The 19,831-nt window shown below is 60.8% G+C and carries 17 protein-coding genes; 7 read left to right on the top strand and 10 right to left on the bottom strand.

Annotation, left to right across the window (positions count from 1 at the left end):
- Positions 1–651 (bottom strand): porin (locus BM438_RS16820; RefSeq protein ID WP_143131716.1); only part of this gene is annotated, 651 nt, incomplete at its 3' end.
- Between the two features lie 279 nt (positions 652–930).
- Positions 931–1,836: a LysR family transcriptional regulator gene (locus BM438_RS16815; RefSeq protein ID WP_093635365.1), complete on the bottom strand. Its 906-nt coding sequence runs from the start codon at positions 1,834–1,836 to the stop codon at positions 931–933.
- Between the two features lie 95 nt (positions 1,837–1,931).
- Here BM438_RS16815 and BM438_RS16810 point away from each other — a divergent pair, with 95 nt between their 5' ends.
- From BM438_RS16810 to aroE, 5 genes are read left to right on the top strand one after another with little or no spacing between them, the layout of a single operon-like run.
- Positions 1,932–2,882 (top strand): ketopantoate reductase family protein, encoded by a 951-nt coding sequence (locus BM438_RS16810; RefSeq protein WP_093635391.1) that lies wholly within the window; start codon positions 1,932–1,934, stop codon positions 2,880–2,882.
- Positions 2,879–3,271, top strand: coding sequence for a VOC family protein (locus tag BM438_RS16805; protein ID WP_093635363.1), 393 nt, complete (start codon positions 2,879–2,881; stop codon positions 3,269–3,271). The genes BM438_RS16810 and BM438_RS16805 overlap by 4 nt, the downstream gene beginning before the upstream one ends.
- Before the next feature lies 1 nt (position 3,272).
- The gene (locus BM438_RS16800; RefSeq protein WP_093635361.1) at positions 3,273–3,731 is read left to right on the top strand and encodes a MaoC family dehydratase; all 459 of its coding nucleotides are present in this window, start codon (positions 3,273–3,275) and stop codon (positions 3,729–3,731) included.
- Positions 3,731–4,951: a CaiB/BaiF CoA transferase family protein gene (locus BM438_RS16795; protein WP_093635359.1), complete on the top strand. Its 1,221-nt coding sequence runs from the start codon at positions 3,731–3,733 to the stop codon at positions 4,949–4,951. Before BM438_RS16800 ends, BM438_RS16795 begins: the two co-directional genes overlap by 1 nt.
- Complete coding sequence (aroE, locus tag BM438_RS16790) at positions 4,951–5,784, top strand: shikimate dehydrogenase (protein WP_093635357.1); 834 nt, start codon at positions 4,951–4,953, stop codon at positions 5,782–5,784. The genes BM438_RS16795 and aroE overlap by 1 nt, the downstream gene beginning before the upstream one ends.
- A gap of 33 nt (positions 5,785–5,817) precedes the next feature.
- Here aroE and BM438_RS16785 read toward each other — a convergent pair whose 3' ends face one another.
- On the bottom strand, positions 5,818–6,507 hold the full coding sequence (locus BM438_RS16785; protein WP_093635355.1) for a ferredoxin reductase domain-containing protein: 690 nt from the start codon (positions 6,505–6,507) through the stop codon (positions 5,818–5,820).
- 254 nt (positions 6,508–6,761) lie between these two features.
- Here BM438_RS16785 and BM438_RS16780 point away from each other — a divergent pair, with 254 nt between their 5' ends.
- The gene (locus tag BM438_RS16780) at positions 6,762–8,618 is read left to right on the top strand and encodes a beta-galactosidase (protein ID WP_093635353.1); all 1,857 of its coding nucleotides are present in this window, start codon (positions 6,762–6,764) and stop codon (positions 8,616–8,618) included.
- Between the two features lie 61 nt (positions 8,619–8,679).
- Here the strand turns inward: BM438_RS16780 and BM438_RS16775 are convergent, their stop codons facing one another.
- The 3 genes from BM438_RS16775 to aspA form a co-directional block, all read right to left on the bottom strand.
- The gene (locus BM438_RS16775; protein WP_093635351.1) at positions 8,680–10,641 is read right to left on the bottom strand and encodes an alpha-galactosidase; all 1,962 of its coding nucleotides are present in this window, start codon (positions 10,639–10,641) and stop codon (positions 8,680–8,682) included.
- An 88-nt stretch (positions 10,642–10,729) separates the two neighbouring features.
- Positions 10,730–12,022 carry a dicarboxylate/amino acid:cation symporter gene (locus BM438_RS16770; RefSeq protein ID WP_093635349.1) on the bottom strand — a complete coding sequence of 431 codons (1,293 nt, stop codon included), beginning with the start codon at positions 12,020–12,022 and terminating at the stop codon, positions 10,730–10,732.
- Between the two features lie 116 nt (positions 12,023–12,138).
- On the bottom strand, positions 12,139–13,566 hold the full coding sequence (aspA, locus tag BM438_RS16765) for an aspartate ammonia-lyase (protein ID WP_093635347.1): 1,428 nt from the start codon (positions 13,564–13,566) through the stop codon (positions 12,139–12,141).
- Positions 13,567–13,809: 243 nt separating this feature from the next.
- Here aspA and BM438_RS16760 point away from each other — a divergent pair, with 243 nt between their 5' ends.
- Positions 13,810–16,047 (top strand): NADP-dependent isocitrate dehydrogenase, encoded by a 2,238-nt coding sequence (locus tag BM438_RS16760; protein WP_093635345.1) that lies wholly within the window; start codon positions 13,810–13,812, stop codon positions 16,045–16,047.
- A gap of 67 nt (positions 16,048–16,114) precedes the next feature.
- On the opposite strand, the gene BM438_RS46840 is transcribed toward BM438_RS16760, so the two are convergent.
- The 4 genes from BM438_RS46840 to BM438_RS16740 all read right to left on the bottom strand — a co-directional run bounded on the left by BM438_RS46840 (position 16,115) and on the right by BM438_RS16740 (position 19,762).
- Complete coding sequence (locus tag BM438_RS46840) at positions 16,115–16,390, bottom strand: ElaB/YgaM/YqjD family protein (protein ID WP_093635343.1); 276 nt, start codon at positions 16,388–16,390, stop codon at positions 16,115–16,117.
- Positions 16,391–16,471: 81 nt separating this feature from the next.
- Positions 16,472–17,302: a transglutaminase family protein gene (locus BM438_RS16750; RefSeq protein ID WP_093635342.1), complete on the bottom strand. Its 831-nt coding sequence runs from the start codon at positions 17,300–17,302 to the stop codon at positions 16,472–16,474.
- Between the two features lie 8 nt (positions 17,303–17,310).
- Positions 17,311–18,252: an alpha-E domain-containing protein gene (locus tag BM438_RS16745; protein ID WP_093635341.1), complete on the bottom strand. Its 942-nt coding sequence runs from the start codon at positions 18,250–18,252 to the stop codon at positions 17,311–17,313.
- Between the two features lie 94 nt (positions 18,253–18,346).
- Positions 18,347–19,762 carry a circularly permuted type 2 ATP-grasp protein gene (locus BM438_RS16740; RefSeq protein ID WP_093635340.1) on the bottom strand — a complete coding sequence of 472 codons (1,416 nt, stop codon included), beginning with the start codon at positions 19,760–19,762 and terminating at the stop codon, positions 18,347–18,349.
- Between the last annotated feature and the right edge of the window lie 69 nt (positions 19,763–19,831).

The raw sequence follows: 19,831 nt of genomic DNA, 5'->3' as shown, positions 1-19,831 counted from the left end.
CGCCGCGTTATTGATGCGCTGGTAGCCTGCCGCGATCCCGAACGGACCATTCAGGTACTGGATTGCCGCGCTATACGTCGAACCGGCATTGGTGCGGCCTGCCACGCCACCCAGCGCATACGAACCGCTCACCGTCAGGCCATGCATGCTCGGCGACGTGTACACCAGCGAGTTATTCACGCGATACACCGTATCCAGCGAATCGATATCGCCCGGGTGCGCGCCGTATGCGCCCGTCAGCCACGTGGTCGGGCTATACGGCGACAGCAGCGTGTAGTACGACGTGTATTGACGGCCGGCCGTGAACGTACCGTAGGTGGGGTTCGCCACACCGACATACGCCTGCCGGTTGAACGCCAGACCAGTGACTGCCTGTGCGCCGGTTGCGCTGTTAAAGCCTTCTTCCAACTGGAAAATCGCCTTCGTGCCACCGCCCAGATCTTCGGAGCCCTTCAGGCCGAAGCGGCTGCCCGCCCAGATGCCGTTCAGCATCTTGATCACCGAGCGCCCGCCACTCGTCGAACCGAGCGACGTCTGGCTGCTCTGATAACCGATCCCCGTATCGACGATCCCGTACAGCGTCACGCTGCTCTGAGCGTGTGCGCCGAGGGCGACCAACCCAAGGGCCGAGGTTGCTATTACCTTTTTCATTTCTGCTCCTCTTTAAAAATCTTTTCTTGGTTTCTTACGCAAACTCTCAATCCCTTACACCAGCAATCGCCCCGGTAAGCCAAGGCGTGCAGAACTACCCGGCTCAGCATGCCGGTGCAAATACGAAGAGGGATGAGCAATGAGTGACGCCTGGATCTCTAAACCCGCACGAAGTGTCGTTCAAACACGATCTGATGTCTTTCGGGGTTTATACGCATTTGTACGATCTAGTTAGTTTTTTTATGGCGCAATTTTTTTGAGCTAGAGTGGTCGGCCCGATCAGCCCGAGGTTCCGAACAATTGCACCATCAGGCCACGCAGCCAACGGTTGCCCGCTTCGTGGTGATATTTGGCGTGCCAGTGCTGCCGAACGGCAAAACCTTCCACAGGAACCGGGCACGGATGGACCGCCAGATCATTGACCTTTGCCAGCGTCTCACCGATGTGCCGCGGCAGCGTGGCGATCAGGTCGGTACTCTTGATGATCGCCCCGAGCCCGAGAAAACCCGGTAACTCCAGCACCACGTCGCGATCGATATGCTCACGCACCAGCGCCTGGTCGAGCAGTTGCGCTCCCGTCCCCGCAGTGATGGCGACATGTCCCTCCGCGCGATAGTGCTTCAGGCCAAGTTTGGCGCCTAACCTCGGGTGACGGCGATTCGCCAGACAGACCCAGTCCTGCAGATAAAGCTGCTGCTGGTAAATCCCGCCGCCAAGCCAAGGCACATGGCCGATCGCAAGGTCGGCCTCACCGGATTCCAGCGCCCGTTCCGTATTGCCGTCAATCCTCGTCGCTTCGAGGCGTAGGCCCGGCGCCTGCGCGCGCACGTGCGCCAGCATCCGCGGAAGCAGCGTTATGTGGCTGGCGTCGGTCATACAGATACGGAACCGCCGCTTCGCGGTGGCTGGATCGAACACGATCTCCCAGGCAGCGAAGCGCCGCAGCGATTCGAGAATCTCCCGGCACGGACCGATCAGCGCATCGGCTTGCGGCGTCGGCGCCATACCGCCCGATGTACGTATGAACAACGGGTCCTGTAGATGCTCCCGCAAGCGCCCGAGCCAGATGCTAATCGTCGGCTGACTTTGTCCGAGCTGCTCGGCCACACGCGTGACGCTGCGGGCGTCGTACAGGAGGTCGAAAAGCTGCAGCAGTTTCAGATCAGGAAGTTCGGTCGAGTTCATAAGATTATTGCCCTCCGCAATGACGCCATTGTATTCATTGCATTGCCGATATGAACATCGGCTCGTATCTTGGTCTCCAGATTAAGGAGACGGCAGTGAAGATTGCGATTCTGGGTGCGGGGGCGCTGGGCTGCGCCATTGGCGCGGCGCTGACCGAAGGCGGCAATGAGGTCTGGTTGCTGAACCGTTCGGCAGTGCATGTGGAGGCGATGAGGCGTGATGGTCTGCAGGTGGACGATGCGGAGGGTTGCCGTCGCGTGAAGGTCCGCGCGGCGACACAGGCGGCCGAGGCCGGCGTCGTCGACCTGGTTGTCGTGCTGGTCAAATCATTTCATACCGATGCCGCGATGCGCGGCGCACTGGAGCTGATCGGACCCGAAACGCTGGTCCTGTCGTTGCAGAACGGCCTGGGGCACGAAGACGTGCTCGCCGACATCGTGGAGCGCGAACGCGTGCTGGCTGGCAAGACGTACGTTGGCGGCGTGATGCGCAACCCGGGCCACATCGAGTCAGGCGTCGCCGGCAAAGCCACCTACATCGGCGAACTCGACGGCCGGATTACGTCGCGTGCAACGGCAATCGCAGAAATCTTCAACGCCGCCGGACTGGCTACCACGGTCAGCGACAACATCGTCGGCACGATGTGGGACAAGCTGCTGGTCAATGTCGCGACTGGCGCGCTGACCGGTATCACCGGCCTGACGTACGGCCAACTCTACGACGAAGCGCTTCTGAAGACGACCGCGCTCGCAGCGGTCGCCGAAGCGATGGCGGTCGCTCGCGCCGCCGGTGTGAAGCTCTCCACCACTGATCCCGAACGCCCGTGGACGCTTGCCGGAGAAGGACTCTCCCCGGTCTTCAAGACCTCGATGTTGCAAAGCCTCGAAAAGGGCTCCATCACCGAAATCGACTTTATCAATGGCGCGGTCGTGCGCTGGGGACAACGGCACGGCGTGCCGACCCCGGTCAACACGACGCTGGTGGCCTGCATCAAGGGCGTCGAGCGCGCCATGACCGACCGACAACATAGGGAGACAACCGCATGAACGGCAGCAAGGCCTATCTGGAGCACGTCGCCATCTGGGTGAAAGATATTCACTGGCACATCCGTTTTTTCGAGGACGTGCTCGGCATGACGATGCGCGAGATCGACGGCACGGTCGAGAAACCCCGGCAGTACTGGACGCTTGGCGGTCTGCAATTCATCCATAACCCAAACCATGACGCGCCTGAAGGCAGGCTCGGCCATCTCGGCGTGATGTGCGAAGACATGGAGGCGGCGCTCGCCGCCGCGCATCGATACGATGTCAGCGAAATGCCGCAGGGACGCAACTGGTTGCGCCTGCCGGACGGACTCGCCGTCGAACTGATCCAGGCTAAGCCCGCCTCGTGCGTGGCGCGTGCACTGAATATCAACCCGCGCGCGGAGGCGTGACATGACGATCGTCGATAAATACTGGGACGATGCCCGCGAAGGCGACGAATGCGTGAGCCCGACTTACACGGTGACCAAAGAACGCATTCTGGCCTACGCCGATCTCACTGGCGATCACACACCGGTCCACGTAGACGAGGCATACGCGAACGCGAGTCACTTCGGATCGATCGTCGCACACGGTCTGTTTGGCTTGTCTATCGCCGATGGCCTCAAGACCCAAAGCACCTACCGTTTCCTGCCGGGTATGTCGCTCGGCTGGACGTGGGATTTCAATCTGCCGATCAAGGTCAACGACGTGCTGCACGTGAAATTCCGCGTGGGCGCGATGCGTGCGAGCAAAAGTCGTCCAGACTGGGGCATCGTCGTGCTGCCTTCCGATCTGATCAATCAGGACGGCCAGGTTGTCCAGCACGGCGAACATCGTCTGATGGTGCCGCGCCGGCCGGGAGCGTTCTGATGCAAGCCCGTCCTCTCGAAGGTATTCGCGTCGTCGACTACAGCCACTTCCTCGCCGGCCCGTACGTCGGGCGCTGCCTCGCGGCGCTCGGCGCCGAAGTCATCAAGGTCGAACGTCCGGTCAGCGGCGATGCTGGACGTCAGCACGCCACCGTGCTCGATGATGAACAGAGCGGCTACTTCCTGCAGCTCAACATGGGCAAACGCGGCGTTAGCGTCGACATGAAGGACTCGCGCGGCAAGGAATTCATGCAGCGCCTGTGCGACTCGGCGGATGTGTTTGTCGAGAACTACCGGCCCGGCGCACTGAACAAGCTCGGGCTGGGCTATGACGAGCTGTCCGCCCGCAATCCGAAACTGGTCTACTGCTCGATCTCGGCATATGGCCATACGGGCCCGGACGCGCACCGCGCCGGCTTCGGCCTGATTGCCGAAGCCAGGAGCGGGATCATGCAGATGATCGGCAATCCCGGCGAGCCACCGCCGCTGATGCGCATCTCGCTCGGCGACATGTACACCGGCATTCACGCGGTGGCGGCAATCAACGCAGCGCTGCTCGGCCGCGTGAAGAGCGGCCGGGGCCAGCACATCGATATGGCGTTGTACGACACGCTGGTGTCGATGCACGAGTACGCGGTGCAGTGCTACACGATGCAAGGCATCGTCCCCGAGCAAACCGGCCACGACATGCCGACGTCGACGCTCTACGGCGTGTTCCGTGCCGCTGATGGCGACCTTGTGATCGCCGCGCAAGTAGACGATGCATGGAAGCGCTTCGCAGCGCTGATCAAAGCGCATGGCGGCCCCGCTGGCTTCGGCACCGACACGCGTTTTCACACCCTCGCGGGACGCAATACGAACCGGCTGGAGATTCTGTCCATCGTGAAACCCTGGGTGGCCAACCAGCCGGTCGCACAGGTGCTGGACCTGCTCGATGGCATTGACGTGCCTTGTGCGAAGGTGCAACGCATCGACGAAGTACTCACCGATCCGCAGATCGTCGCGCGAGGCATGGTCGTCGAGCAGGAGCACCCGCGCTACGGGAAGTTGCGTCTGCCGAACCTGCCGTTCCGATTCTCCGATTGCGACACGACGATTCGCAAGGTCGCGCCCGATCTCGGTCAACACAACGCGGAAGTCGCGCAGTCGCTCGGCTTCAGCGTCGCCGAAATCGACGCAATGCAAACCGATGGTGTGCTGTATTCAAAGCTGAGGCCGTGATGACTGACCAATACGCCGTGATCGGCAATCCAATCGGCCATACGAAATCTCCGTTGATCCATGGCCTCTTTGCGCAAGAGATACGGCAGGACATGTCCTATACGGCCATCGAGGGTCCAGTCGAGCCGCAGGACGCCTTCGCCGGGACCGTCCATGCGTTCGTAGCGGCCGGTGGCAAAGGCATGAACGTGACCGCGCCGTTCAAGCTGAAGGCGTTCGCGATCGCCGATGAGCGCAGCGAGCGCGCCACGCTCGCCGGTGCGGCCAACGCGTTGAGCTTCAAGGATGGCCGGATCGTTGCCGAGAACTTCGACGGTGTCGGCCTGCTGCGCGACATCGAAGTCAACCTGAGTCTGCCGATGGCCGGCAAGCGCGTGCTGGTCCTTGGCGCGGGGGGCGCGGCGCGTGGCGCTTTGCTACCGTTCATTGCCGCGCGCCCTGCTGAACTGGTCATCGCAAACAGGGACATCGCCAAGGTAAAGGCCCTGGTCGAACAAGTCGCGAGCAGCGGTCCGCTGGCCACCTGCGGGTACGGTGATCTGGAGGGGATGGGGCAGTTCGACCTGGTGGTCAATGCGACATCGGCCAGCCTCACCGGCGAGTTGCCGCCGGTCCCGCCGAGCGTTTTCAGCCCCACCAGTGTGGCTTATGAACTCGCCTACGGCAAACGACTGACGCCTTTCCTGAGACTCGCACGCAATGCGGGCGTGGCGAGCGTCGCGGACGGTGTCGGCATGCTCGTGGAGCAAGCCGCGGAAGCATTCGCCTGGTGGCGCGGCGTACGACCCCAGACCCATGCCGTAATCGACAGGCTTACCGTTCCGCTCAACTGAACTTGAACCGGAACCACATCGGGAAAAGACGCGCTATGACTCTTTTCTGTCACCCAAAACAATCTTGTGGATATTAGCCGGATACACCCAGTCGCGAGCCTGGCGTTCGATGAGGTCCATAAATGCTGGGGGGCCACTGCAGTAGATCTGCGTGTTCGCATGTGCCGGGCTCATCGCGTGCGAAGTGGTCTGCTCCAATCGGTCAGCATTCAAGCCAAAATGGTGATGGACCATACCTTCACTTTTAAGCGCATCAAGTTCTTTCCGGAAGACTGCGCGTTCAGGTGATCGAGCGAAGTTGTGCAGCTCGAATTTTTGACCTGCCGATGCAAGCCGATTCGCGATTCCCGCGATCGATGCGGCGCCAACGCCTCCAGCAAAAAGAATAGACCGTGTGCTGCCGCCTAAAATAACTGAAGGACTCCGTGGCGTCACGATGAACGCCTCGTCTCCTTGACTCAACGAGATGTCAGCTCCTTCTGCGTCCGTATCGTCATCATCCTGTCGCACAGCGATTACATATGCGCTCGGCCGGGACATAAAACAGCACAGCGGATATATTCTCTCCTTGCAGATGACGTCGTCGCGAACAAGGGTGATGCAAGCGCCATCGTCAAACGATGGAAGCTCCGATCGAGACCTGGTTTGAAGTTCAACGGCATGGTAACTCTCGGCAAGTTGCCATTTCCGTGTGATGATGACTGGGAGGAGGTTGTCGTGCATGTCTTCTCCAATAAGATCTTCGTCTTCCGAAATCGGGAGTTCGTCGATGTATGGATTGCATGAGATGGCCGGCCCAGGAAACTGTTCGACGGGCCGCTGAATGTCAGATTCAGGTTAGGGCGCGAGAAATCCATCAGCAAGGCGTTCAACGCGCATACCACGTATACAACCGTGCGGATAAAGGGTGGCCGTTGCCTGGTTTTCACCTTTCGCCTAGTTCAACCGCGCCTCAAGCGCCAAAGTGTGAGTGCACCGTGAACCTCGAATGCGGCCACACCTTCTCTTTCAGCCTTGACGGCGAACACTTCCTGCTCGACGGCGAGCCGTTCCAGATTCGCAGCGGCGAGATGCACCCGGCCCGCATCCCGCGCGAATATTGGCAGCATCGAATCAGGATGGCCAAGGCGATGGGGATGAATTGCATCGCCTTGTACATCATGTGGAATTACCACGAGACGCGTCCGGGCGTATTCGATTTCCACAGCGGCAACCGCGATATCGAGGCCTTCATACGGCTGTGCCAGTCCGATGGAATGTGGGTACTGCTGCGCCCAGGGCCTTACGTCTGCGCCGAATGGGATCTGGGAGGCCTCCCTTCTTACCTGTTGAGCGATCCGGACGTCCAGTTAAGGACCGACTCGGCCACCGATGCCCGTTATATGGCGGCGGTGGCTCGCTACATCGAGGAACTGGTCCCGCGTATTAAGCCGTTACTGATCGATCACGGCGGTCCGATCCTGATGATCCAGATCGAAAATGAATTCGGTTCGTATGCGAGCAATCCGGCTTACCTCGAGGAGCTCAGGCAGCTTTGGCTCAAAGGAGGCGTAACCGGGCCTTTCTACACCGAAGACGGCCTCCAGCAACTCGAACGCAATCGCACCACGGTAAGCGGTGGTGCGATTGCGTTGAGCAATGGCGATGCGGCACAAATCGCAACCGTCCGCCGGGAATTCCCCGCGGTGCCCGCGATGGCCGGTGAGGTGTACCCAGGGTGGCTCACTCATTGGGGTGAACCGGGTTTCGCGGGATTGAACTATGACCTCTCGAACACCCTGACCGCGTTCATGCAGTCGAAACAGTCGTTCAATCTGTATGTCATTCACGGCGGGACGAGCTTTGGTTTCTATGCCGGCGCGAACGTGGACGAATCAGGCAACTATCAGCCCGACATCACCAGCTACGACTATTCGGCGCCGATCAACGAGCAGGGAGCGGCGACGCCGAAGTACATGAGGTACCGCGATATCATCGGCAGCTACCTGCCTGCGCAGTTGCCTGATATACCTGACGCCATCGCCACACTCGAATGCACAGGCATCGCTGCCTTGATGCCAACGCTCTACGCGTCGATCTGGGACAACCTGCCCACGGCACTGCCGCGCGAACAGAGCATCGATCCACAGTCCTTTGAAAGTTACGGTCAGGCGTTTGGCTTCGTGTTGTACCGCAAGCAGTTGCAAGAGTATGCAGGCGGTGCGCTGGATATCAGCAGTGTTCATGACTATGCAACGGTTTTCGTAGGCGAACGCTACGCAGGCGGCGTCTCGAGGGCGCAAATACCATCGGAGTACGCGCAGCCGCTCCACATGATGCATCGCGCGTCGCTCGCGTTATCTTCGACGTTGCCGGAGCGCGAGTCGAACTCAGGTGGCCCGGTATCGTTGGAGATCCTCGTGGAGGGCATGGGGCGGGTCAACTTCGGCCCCGCGCTCGTCGACCGCAAAGGACTGCTCGATCCGGTCAGGATGAAAATCGCCGATGGGTCGTTCGCCACGCTCAAGGGTTGGGAAGTCTTCCTACTGCCAATGGATGAAACGTTTATCGCCAACCTGAGGGGAAACTGCGCGAACCCACTGAAGCCCGGGCTGTTTTTCAAGGCAAGCTTGGGGCTGGATGAAGTCGGCGACACCTGGCTCGATATGAGCAACTGGACCAAGGGCGTCGTCTGGGTCAACGGGCACAATCTCGGACGCTACTGGAACATCGGTCCGCAGCGGCGCCTGTATTGCCCCGCGCCGTGGCTCGTGCGAGGTGACAACGAAGTGCTTATCTTCGACCTGCACCAGACCCAGGCGAACCCGGTGAAACTGGCAGATGCGTTGACTTAGCGGGAGCACCGTGGTGTCGATGCCGGGCAAGCGGCAAAAAAATGCGACCACATCCACATCACTACTCCGCTTCAGCGATCGGCAACAATTCCAGCGTGAGCACTTCGAACGGCGCGAGCTGGACTTCCTGCAGCACATCGGCATCTAGTAATGCTGGAATATCGGAAGCCCCTTCACGCCAAACGCTACGCGCATTGAAGCGCCCCGCCGCCGCAGCCGGCAACTCCAGTTGTCGCCGCAGATCCAGCGTGAAGCGTTGCGCGCCGCTGTCCGGATTGCGCAGCGTCACGATCGCCTTATGCGGCGCCCACGCTGCCCAGCCGTAAATCGCTTGCTGGTCAGGTGCCCCGCCGATCCAGTGGCTGTCGCGCAGTACATCGCCGTTTTCGCGCGCCCATCTGGCGGCGTCCGCGAGCACATTCCAGTCAGACTCGGTGAGCAGCGCCGGCGTAATGTATAGCTCCTGCAATTGCGTGCCGCTCCCGAAGTAGGAACGCACTTCGTTGGCAAAATCATCGCCTGCCGCCGTATTGAGGCGCGGATTGCACTGGGCGTAGAGAATGCCGTGCAGCATCAGCGAATTGAGCGGAAAGAGCGGACTGCGCACCACGACGTTGTGATACGTCTGCGCGTCGCGGTAGGTGATCCAGCGCTCACGGTTGGTGCCGGTTCCCGCCAGATCGTCATCTCTGCCACCACGCCAGATGGAGTCTGCGTAACGCAGCCAGAACGGCGACGGATGCGTCCCTGTAGTGAGATTGATGAAGGTCTCGGGTTTTGCCGCGCGGATGTCTTCGATAAGCCGGATCGCCGCGTCCCAGTCGCTATCGAAGAGGCTGCCTGGAAACACCCTGTCGGCGTTGCCTGTACCGTCGAACTTGAACTGGTTGACGCCGTCCTCATCAAGCAAGGCCATCACGACTTCGTGAAAGCGTCGATAATAATTCGGCCCCGATAGCGCAAGTCCGTTATCGATGACCTCATAGCCAGCAGCTCGGCCGCGCATCACGCGTTCCTGTTGCGGCGCACAGTAGCCACCCCACGGGGACAGCCATACGCCGGGCGCGGCGCCGTATCGTGCTGCGGCGTCGCGCAGCGGAACGAAGCCATGCGGAAAATCCTTGCTGAAATGCCAGCTGCCGCTAAGGTCGTCCCAGCCATCGTCGAACAGAAACGAATCGATCTGAACGCCGCGCGCTTCATGCAGCTCGCGGCCGATTGCTTCGATGCGCTCCAGCGCTTGCTCCTGCGTGTACGGCGTGAGGTAGCCGATGTCGCCCCAACTGTTGTAGTGCAGAAACGGGCGGTACGGGTGAGCCCGTTCCCGTTCCAGATAAGTGGCGAAGTCGCGCCTTAACTGGCCGTCGCGCACGACGCCGGCCACGGCGGAGTAGACCAGCGTCCTGTTCTCTTCCAGCGGCAATGCGCGTTGCAGAGTAAAGCTGACGCTGTCGCCGTCCACCAGACTTTCCGCCAGCGGCAGCTCGAAGCCAAGATAGAAGTTGCCCGCAATGACAGGCGTGCCCTTCAATTCGCTGCTGGCCTGTGCGTCAGCAGCACGCGTCTCTAGTAATGAAACGACGGCGATATTTTCGTCCCGAAGAAGTGCCGTAATCGCTAGCTGTTCACGCAGGTATCGTGAGCCTTCGCGCTGCTCGACGCTCCACTCCACCTTCAGACGACCCTGAGCGTCGACGAGAGTGGCGCTCACACGTCGACCTGCGATTCGTTCGGCCAGACGGGACGCGTGGGGGTTAGGTGCGAGCGCGGTTTCGTTCAGCGGCGCAAGGATCCTCAACTCGGCCACGCCAACCCTACTTCCGTCACCGAGCGATAGCGCAAATGGCGCGACGATGGGCAGCGTGCGCTCCCCCGCGAAATCCATCAGCGAGAAATCAGCGAGACGTTCGTCCCGGACGATCCAGCGCAACGCGAGCGCGTCGTTACCGAATGAGCAGGCATCGCCCGTCGTCTGGAACACGGGCATGCCGGCTTGCGTAGGCAAAGCATCGTTGGCGCGCATGGGAGGCCGGCCTCGAGCAGGAGCAACGTCCATAGAGTACCGGCAACGGCCCAGCGCGTCCAAGCCCTCCAGCGAACCCCACTCCGCCCTAGTTCGCCAGAGCGTTCTGCTCAGGCGGCTCGAGCATGTCGTCCTCGTCGGCATCGCGCGTGACGCCTAGCAAGCCTTCCGACTTGGCCACCACCGCGGTGGCGATGCTGTTGCCGATCACGTTGGTCGCCGTGCGGCCCATGTCGAGAAACTGGTCGATGCCGAGAATCAGCAGAACGCCGGCCTCGGGCAGCTTGAACATCGGCAGAACGGCAGCCACCACGACGATCGACGCCCGCGGCACACCGGCGATGCCCTTGCTCGTGATCATCAGCACCAGCAGCATGGTGATCTGCTGCGTCAGGCTGAGCTGGATGTTATAGGCCTGGGCGATGAACAGCGACGCGAAGGCCGAATACATCATCGAGCCGTCGAGGTTGAACGAGTAGCCGAGCGGCAACACGAAGCCGGTGATCTTGTCGGGCACCCCGAACCGCTTCAACTGCTCCATGACCGCGGGATAGGCGGCCTCGCTGCTGGCGGTCGAGAAAGCCAGGATGGTTGGCTGCTTGACCAGCTTGAGCAGCGTAAATACACGCGCGCCAAGGAACAGATAACCCGCCCCGATCAATGCCGCCCACAGCACCAGCAGGGCCACGTAAAACTCGCCGATGAACCTGCCGTAGGTCGCGAGCACGCCGATGCCCTGAACGGTGATCGCGGCGGCCACGGCCCCGAATACGCCGAGTGGAGCAAAGCGCATCACGAAGTCGGTCACGCGCAGCATCGTCTTGCCCAGGTCCTCGATCGGCGCAAGCAGATGCTGGCCGGCGCGGCCCTTGAACGACGCGATGGCGAAACCGAAGAACAGCGAGAAGACCAGAATCTGCAGCACCTCGTTCTGGGACATCGCCTCGAACACGCTCCTCGGGAAAACGTGCGTGACGAAGTCCTTCACGTTCAGCGTGGAGGTCTGCAGATTGGTCGTGGCAGCGATGTCCGGCAGCGGCAGGTTTAGCGCGTAGCCCGGCTGCAGGACGTTCACGAACAACATGCCGAGCAACAGCGATACCACCGAGGCGGAGATGAACCACCCCATTGCCTTGACGCCCATGCGCCCGACGGCGGACGAGTCCCCCATGCTGGCGATACCCCCCACCAGGGTCGCGAACACGAGCGGCGCGATGACCATTTTTATCAGACGCAGGAACACATCCGTGGCGATCGAGAAATAACCGGCGATCTCCTTGGCGGCTTTCGCATTGGGTGCGTTGATGTTGCAGATATAACCCACAACAACCCCCAGAACCATGGCGACCATGATCCACGTAGTAAGCTTGTTCGTCTTCATGAATTCCTGTCTCCGGCAACTGCGCTAGATCGTGGGTTGAGCATCAATCAATTGGTACCTGGGCAACGCGTCGTCTCCCGGCTCGGCACCGGGCGCTTCATACGTCCAGATCGCTTTTACTGCTTCGGCGGCATATAAAGCGGCATGGGCTGCGTGAGGACCTCTGGCTTGAGGATCTCGTCGAGTTGTTGCTCGGACAACAGCCCCCTCTCGAGCACGATGTCGTAGACGCGTCCGCCCGTGGCATGCGCCTCCATCGCGACGGATGTCGCGTTGGCGTAACCGATGTACGGATTGAGCGCGGTCACGATGCCGATCGAGTTCTCGACCGACGCGCGCAAGTGCGCCTCGTTGGCGGTAATGCCTTTGACGCAGCGTTCGGCGAGCGTCAGGCAGCCGTTGCGCAGGTGGGTCACACTTTTGAACAGGCTGTGCGCGATGATCGGCTCGAATGCGTTCAACTGAAGCTGACCGGCCTCGGCCGCGAAACTCACGGTGACGTCGTTGCCGATGACCTCGAACGCTATCTGGTTGACGACTTCGGGAATGACCGGGTTGACCTTCCCCGGCATGATGCTCGAGCCAGCCTGCATGGGCGGAAGGTTGATTTCTCCAAGACCCGCACGGGGACCGCTGGAGAGCAGGCGCAAGTCGTTGCAGGTCTTTGAAAGCTTGACTGCCACGCGCTTGAGCACGCCGGACAACTGAACGAAAGCGCCACAGTCCTGCGTCGCTTCTATGAGGTTGGGTGCCGTGACAAGCGGAATACCCGTGATTTCCTTGAGATGCTTCAGGATCAGCGGTGCGTAATCGGGATGCGCGGTAATGCCCGTTCCGATCGCCGTCGCGCCCATGTTGATTTCACAGATCAGCAGCGCCGCCTCCCGAAGCCGCTCCTCGTCCTCTCCGAGCATCACGGCGTAGGTGCTGAACTCCTGGCCGAGCGTCATCGGCACCGCGTCCTGCAATTGCGTACGTCCCATCTTCAGCACGTCCTTGAACTCCACCGACTTTGCTTCGAAAGCGCGCCGCAAAACGCCCATCGCCTCGATGAGACCCAGAATGCCGAACCATGTCGCGACTTTCAGGGCCGAGGGGTAAACATCGTTGGTGCTCTGGCCAATATTGACCTGCTCATTCGGGTGCAGATACTGGTATTCGCCTTTCTTCTTCCCCAACAATTCGAGCGCGCGGTTGGCGATCACCTCGTTCGCATTCATGTTGGTCGACGTCCCGGCGCCGCCCTGAATGACGTCGACCACAAACTGATCATGCAGCTTGCCTTCCAGCAATTCCGCGCAGGCACCGACGATGGCGTCGCAACGCGTCGCGTCGAGCAAGCCCAACTCATGATTCGCCTGTGCGGCGGCCTGTTTGATGCAAGCCAGCGCCTTGATCAACTCCGGGTATACCGAGATCGGCGAACCGGTAATCGGGAAATTTTCCAGCGCGCGTAGCGTGTGAACCCCATAGTAGACGTGAGCGGGAACGTCACGATCGCCAAGCAGATCATGTTCGGTTCTAAACGAGATTTCAGCGGCCATAGACATGTTCCTCGCGCGGGATTGGGGTTGAAGACACCCTTGCACCTATATGGAGGAAACAAAAATCCAGCGCGACCGTCATGCTAATTTTTCATGACGCGCGCCAGTCCATGCATAGGTCAGCCGCGTTTGTCGGAAATTACATGATGGCGAAACCGAAATCAGGCAGAATTCGAACACGAATGCCGGTTTGTGACGCGGCCGGTGACATCCAAAACAGGTTTCCCGATCTTGAGGCAAGCGATGAGCACCCAGCAACCGACAATCATCTACACCCTGACCGATGAGGCCCCGCTGCTAGCCACCAGCGCCTTCCTGCCCGTCGTCCGTACATTCACCGCGGCGGCCGGTATCGACGTCACCACCAGCGACATCTCCCTGGCGGGCCGCATCCTGGGCGAATTCCCCGAGTTTCTGACCGAGGCGCAACGGGTGCCCGACAGCCTGTCCGAACTCGGCCGCCTCACCCTCCTGCCCGACACCAATATCATCAAGCTGCCCAACATCAGCGCCTCAGTCCATCAGCTGGTCGGCGCGATCAAGGAGCTGCAGGCCAAGGGCTACGCGGTGCCGGATTTCCCTGAGGAGCCGAAAACCGACGTTGAGAAAGCCATCCGCCAACGCTATTCCAGGTGCCTCGGCAGCGCCGTCAATCCCGTACTGCGCGAGGGCAATTCGGACCGCCGCGCACCCGCCGCCGTAAAAAACTATGCCCGCAAGAACCCGCACAGCATGGGCGAGTGGAGCATGGCTTCGCGCACCCACGTGGCTCACATGAAGCACGGCGACTTCTACCATGGCGAAAAGTCCTTGACGGTAGACCACGCCCGCGACGTGAAGATGGAATTGCTGACACAAAGCGGTAAAGCCATTGTGCTCAAGCCTAAAGTGTCGCTGCTGGACGGCGAGATCATCGACAGCATGTTCATGAGCAAGAAGGCGCTGTGCGACTTCTACGAAGAGCAGATGGAAGACGCCCGCAAGACTGGCGTCATGCTGTCGCTGCACGTCAAGGCCACGATGATGAAGGTTTCGCACCCCATCGTCTTCGGCCACGCGGTGAAGATTTTCTACAAGGAAGCCTTCGAGAAGCACGGCAAGCTGTTCGACGAACTGGGTGTGAACGTCAACAACGGCCTCGTCAATTTGTACGACAAGCTGGAAAGCCTGCCCAGCTCGAAGCGCGAAGAAATCATCCGCGATATGCACGCCTGCCACGAGCATCGTCCCGAACTGGCGATGGTGGACTCGGCCAAGGGTATCTCCAACCTGCATGCGCCTAACGACGTGATCGTGGACGCCTCGATGCCGGCCATGATCCGCATCGGCGGCAAGATGTGGGGCGCCGACGGCCGTCCCAAGGACACCAAGGCCGTGATCCCGGAGAGCACGTTCGCCCGCATCTACCAGGAGATCATCAACTTCTGCAAAACCAACGGCAACTTCGACCCCGTCACGATGGGCACGGTCCCCAATGTCGGGTTGATGGCTCAGCAAGCCGAGGAATACGGCTCGCACGACAAGACCTTTGAAGTTCCGGAAGCGGGCGAAGCGCGCATCGTCGACCTCGCCACCGGCGAAGTACTGCTTACGCAGAACGTTGAAGAAGGCGACATCTGGCGCATGTGCCAGGTCAAGGACGCGCCGATCCGCGACTGGGTCAAGCTGGCCGTCACGCGCGCCCGCAACTCCGGCATGCCGGCCATCTTCTGGCTGGACCCGTACCGCCCGCACGAAGCCGAGGTGATCAAGAAGGTCGAGGCCTACCTGAAGGACCACGACACTGCAGGCCTGGACATTCAGATCATGTCGCAGGTGCGCGCCATGCGCTACACGCTGGAGCGCGTCATCCGCGGCCTCGATACCATCTCGGTCACGGGCAACATCCTGCGCGACTACCTCACCGACCTGTTCCCTATCATGGAGCTTGGCACCAGCGCCAAAATGCTATCCATCGTTCCCCTGATGGCAGGCGGCGGTATGTACGAAACCGGTGCCGGCGGCTCGGCACCGAAGCACGTCAAGCAGCTCGTGGAAGAAAACCATCTGCGCTGGGATTCGCTGGGTGAATTCCTGGCACTCGCCGTGTCATTGGAAGAGCTGGGCATCAAGACCGACAACGACAAGGCAAGAATTCTGGCTAAAACGCTGGATGCCGCCACGGGCAAGCTGCTGGACAACAACAAAAATCCGTCGCCCAAGACTGGTCAGTTGGACAACCGCGGCAGCCAGTTTTATCTCGCCCTGTACTGGGCTCAGGAATTGGCAGCGCAAACCGAAAACGCAGCGCTTGCCGCGCAGTTCGCCCCGCTGGCCAAGCAACTGACTGACAACGAGCAGGCCATCGTGGAAGAATTGTCAGCCGTGCAAGGCAAACCGGCGGACATCGGCGGCTATTACCGGCCTGACGCCGAAATGCTGGCTGATGTAATGCGTCCGAGCAAGACGCTGAACGCTGCACTCGCGGCGACGCGGGCTTAAGAAAATCCGGTCGCCCTGTCAATCATCAGGGCGACCGGACGGATGGATGTGCCGGTAACCCGGCGGACTATTTTCGACCGATCAACAAACCAATCAGCACGCCGACACCCAGGGCCACACCGGCCGTCGTCCACGGACGGTCATGCGCATAGTCGTTGGCAGCCCGGGCAGACTTGCGCCCCGTCTCGATGACGATGACCTGCGCATCGGCCGCCTTCTGTTTCGCGCGCTTAAGACGCGCGCGCACCTTGCCGGACACCGGCTCCGCGTCCACGCTGGAAGCGTGTGCGACGTTTTCCGACGAGCCATTGATGTCGCTCACTGCGCTACCGACATTTGACATACTGCCTCCCTGCAAGCGTGGTTAAGAACATCTACGCATCCCTTATCAGCGCGACCGCTGATAAGGCGTTGAATCGGTCCGTCAGCCTTGACTTTGACTCTGGCTTTGACCCGGGACCGGCAAAACGCTGAGTTCGACAGTCAGCGTCTCAGCACCCTGCCCGGTGCGAATACCGGATACGGGCATCGCGTCGCGATAGTCGAGGCCGGTGGCGATGCGCACATAGCGCTCGTCCGGACACGTATTGTTGGCCGCATCGAAGCCGACCCAACCGAGTCCGTCGAGATACGCCTCCGCCCATGCGTGGCTCGCCGCCTGCATCGCGACACCGTCCATCAGCAGATAGCCCGAGACGTAGCGGGCCGGGATGTGGAGCGCTCGCGCCACGGCGATAAAAACGTGCGCGTGGTCCTGACAAACACCGTGGCGGTTGAGCAAGGCCGTCTCTGCATCCGTGCTCACGTCGGTCATGCCGGGCTGATAAGCGATCCGGTCGTGGATCGTATTCATCAACGCATGCAGCGACTGCAGCGGTGCGTCTTCGGTGTGCAGGTCAGCGGCAAGCGCCTTGATTCGTTCGCCGGCCCGCGTCAGCGGCGTCTCCCGCTCGAAGACCCAAGGCGGGGCAATACCATCGACCACGCCGAAGATGCCGGCCCGGTCTTCCGTGTCGATCGTTCCCTGCGCCACGATGACGATCTCGCGCTTGTTGCGCTCGTGCCGCACGAAATCGACACGGTTACCCAGACCATCCACGTAAGAGACGTTCGGCTCGACACCGTCGACCGTGACCTGCCAATCGATCACCGTCTGCCCGGGGCACGACTGCGGACGCAACCTCAGGCGTTGCAACGCGTAAGGGACCGGCTGCTCGTACTGATAGTGCGATGTGTGACGAATAGCGATGCGCATGGCCGGTCTCAATCGAAGTTGTAGGTTTCGGCGATTTCAAAACCAAGCCGGTTGTTCTGCCCGATGAAGCCCTCGAGAAACTCGTGCAGGCCCTGCGCAAAGATCTGCTTGACCGTATTGTCCCGGAGCGTGGCGAGCGTAATGTCGGCGGTCTTATGGCAGGCGTGGGTGAAGCCATAGTCGTGCGCCAGATACGCGAGGTTCTCGACGATGTTCAGGTAGCAGAAGTTCAGCGAGCGCGGCATGCGGCCGTTGAGGATCAGATAGTCGGCGATATTGGTCGGCTTGTATTGGACGTCGTAGACCCAGCGGTAGGATCGATGCGCGTCGACCGAGCGCAGGATCGATTCCCACTGGTAGTTGTCGAGCGTCGTGCCCACATAGGACACCGCGGGCAGCAACAGGTGGTATTTGACGTCGAGAATGCGCGCGGTGTTGTCAGCGCGTTCGATAAACGTGCCGATGCGGGCGAAATCGAAAATCTCGTTTCTGAGCATCGTGCCGTGGAAAGTGCCGCGAATCAGCGCGGTCTGGCGCTTGATCTGATCGAGGACGACCGGCAGCTCGCTCGCCGCCACCGGCGTTGCCAGCACACGCCTGACCACCATCCACGCTTCGTTCACGCTCTCCCACGCTTCGCGGGTGAGCGCCGTGCGCACCATGCGGGCATTCGAGCGCGCCGCTTCGATGCACGACAGGACGCTCGACGGATTGTGGCCGTCGCGCAGCAGATAGTCGGAAACGGTGGCGGCGGTATAGGCGTCGTGTTTCTCCCGGAAACCCTCTTCCGTGCCGGAGGTCACCACCACGGACGACCAGGTTGCTTGAGCATCGGACGTTCGGGTCAGCGCCATGCGCAGCCCGGCGTCGACTATCCGTGCGATGTTTTCCGCGCGTTCGATATAGCGGTGCATCCAGTAGAGTCCGCTTGCTGTGCGTCCGAGAAGCATGTGCTGTCCAATTCCAGTGTCTGTTCTTTTCCGTGTGCCAGCTCTGTATCAGGCTGGCGTTCTGCGAGGCTCGCCACCGGCCGTCAGTCGGCCCTCAGTCAGCCAATACCCAAGTGTCCTTGGTGCCGCCGCCCTGGCTCGAATTGACCACCAGCGAGCCTTCTTTCAAGGCGACGCGCGTCAGACCGCCCGGCGTGATGCGAATGCGGTCCGACACCAGCACAAAGGGCCGCAGATCCACGTGGCGCGGCGCGAGACCCTTTTCGGTCAGGATCGGTGTGGTCGACAACGCGAGCGTTGGTTGCGCGATGTAGTTGTTCGGACGGGTTTTGAGCTTGGCTGCGAAATCTTCCCGTTCCTTCTTCGACGCCGCGGGCCCGACGAGCATGCCGTAACCACCCGACCCGTGGACTTCCTTCACCACCAGTTCCTCGAGATGCTCCAGCACGTATTTCAGGCTGCCCGGCTCGGAACAGCGCCAGGTCGGCACGTTCTCGAGGATCGATTTGCGGCCCGTGTAGAACTCGACGATTTCCGGCATATAGGAATAGATCGCCTTGTCGTCGGCGATGCCGGTGCCCGGTGCGTTGGCGATCGTGATGTTGCCCGCGCGGTAGACGTCCATGATGCCGGCGACGCCAAGCACGGAATCGGGCCGGAAAGTCAGCGGATCGAGATAGGCGTCATCGAGCCGGCGATACAGAACGTCGATGGCGCGGAATCCTTCAGTTGTGCGCATGGCCACGCGGCCGTCCACGACCTGCAGATCGCTGCCCTCGACCAGATGAACCCCCATCTGGTCGGCGAGGAACGCATGCTCGTAGTACGCGGAGTTGTGGATGCCGGGCGTCAGCACCGCGATGGTCGGATTGTCCTGATTGCCGCCGGGCGGACATACAGCGGCAAGCGACTCGCGCAGCAGCTGGGGATAGGCTTCGACCGGCCGCACCTTGACCTGCTGAAACAGCTCGGGGAAAAGCTGCATCATCGTCTCGCGGTTCTCCAGCATGTAGGAGACACCGGAGGGTGTACGCGCATTGTCTTCCAGCACGTAGAACTGGTTTTCGGCCGTGCGCACGATGTCCACGCCGATGATGTGCGTGTAGACGTTGCCCGGCGGCCGGAAGCCGATCATCTCCGGCAGAAAGGCCTCGTTCTGGGCAATCAGTTCCTTCGGGATACGCCCGGCGCGCACGATCTCCTGACGATGATAGATATCGTCGAGAAAGGCGTTGAGGGCGATCACGCGCTGTTCGATGCCTTGTGAAAGACGTGTCCATTCCTGACTGGAAATGATGCGCGGGATGATGTCGAACGGAATCAGACGCTCGGCCGCCTCTTCTTCGCCGTACACGGCAAACGTAATGCCCGTCTTGCGGAACACGCTTTCCGCGTCATCGGCCTTCTGCGCGAGATTCGCAGGATGCTGCGTATCGAGCCATTGCTTGAGCAGTTCATAAGGCGCGCGGACCCCGTCAGCGGACGTCAGCATCTCATCGAATGGCTTCACTTCGGTTCTCCGTCGTTATTGCGGTTGTTGCTGTCGTTACTGTTGTTGTCGATGCAATAGGGAGGAGCT

The organism is Paraburkholderia aspalathi, assembly GCF_900116445.1.
GTDB lineage: Bacteria > Pseudomonadota > Gammaproteobacteria > Burkholderiales > Burkholderiaceae > Paraburkholderia > Paraburkholderia aspalathi.
Note: the sequence above shows the minus strand (reverse complement) of the source record. Positions and strands in the feature narration are given on the sequence as shown.

Bases quoted from the DNA above. Each gene is read 5' to 3' on its own strand.
- aroE (WP_093635357.1), top strand. From the start codon at position 4,951: ATGACTGACCAATACGCCGTGATCGGCAATCCAATCGGCCATACGAAA.
- BM438_RS16770 (WP_093635349.1), bottom strand. From the start codon at position 12,022: ATGAAGACGAACAAGCTTACTACGTGGATCATGGTCGCCATGGTTCTG.
- BM438_RS46840 (WP_093635343.1), bottom strand. From the start codon at position 16,390: ATGTCAAATGTCGGTAGCGCAGTGAGCGACATCAATGGCTCGTCGGAA.
- BM438_RS16815 (WP_093635365.1), bottom strand. From the start codon at position 1,836: ATGAACTCGACCGAACTTCCTGATCTGAAACTGCTGCAGCTTTTCGAC.
- aspA (WP_093635347.1), bottom strand. From the start codon at position 13,566: ATGGCCGCTGAAATCTCGTTTAGAACCGAACATGATCTGCTTGGCGAT.
- BM438_RS16750 (WP_093635342.1), bottom strand. From the start codon at position 17,302: ATGCGCATCGCTATTCGTCACACATCGCACTATCAGTACGAGCAGCCG.
- BM438_RS16775 (WP_093635351.1), bottom strand. From the start codon at position 10,641: ATGCGCGCCAACGATGCTTTGCCTACGCAAGCCGGCATGCCCGTGTTC.
- BM438_RS16795 (WP_093635359.1), top strand. From the start codon at position 3,731: ATGCAAGCCCGTCCTCTCGAAGGTATTCGCGTCGTCGACTACAGCCAC.
- BM438_RS16745 (WP_093635341.1), bottom strand. From the start codon at position 18,252: ATGCTTCTCGGACGCACAGCAAGCGGACTCTACTGGATGCACCGCTAT.
- BM438_RS16800 (WP_093635361.1), top strand. From the start codon at position 3,273: ATGACGATCGTCGATAAATACTGGGACGATGCCCGCGAAGGCGACGAA.
- BM438_RS16805 (WP_093635363.1), top strand. From the start codon at position 2,879: ATGAACGGCAGCAAGGCCTATCTGGAGCACGTCGCCATCTGGGTGAAA.
- BM438_RS16785 (WP_093635355.1), bottom strand. From the start codon at position 6,507: ATGCACGACAACCTCCTCCCAGTCATCATCACACGGAAATGGCAACTT.
- BM438_RS16760 (WP_093635345.1), top strand. From the start codon at position 13,810: ATGAGCACCCAGCAACCGACAATCATCTACACCCTGACCGATGAGGCC.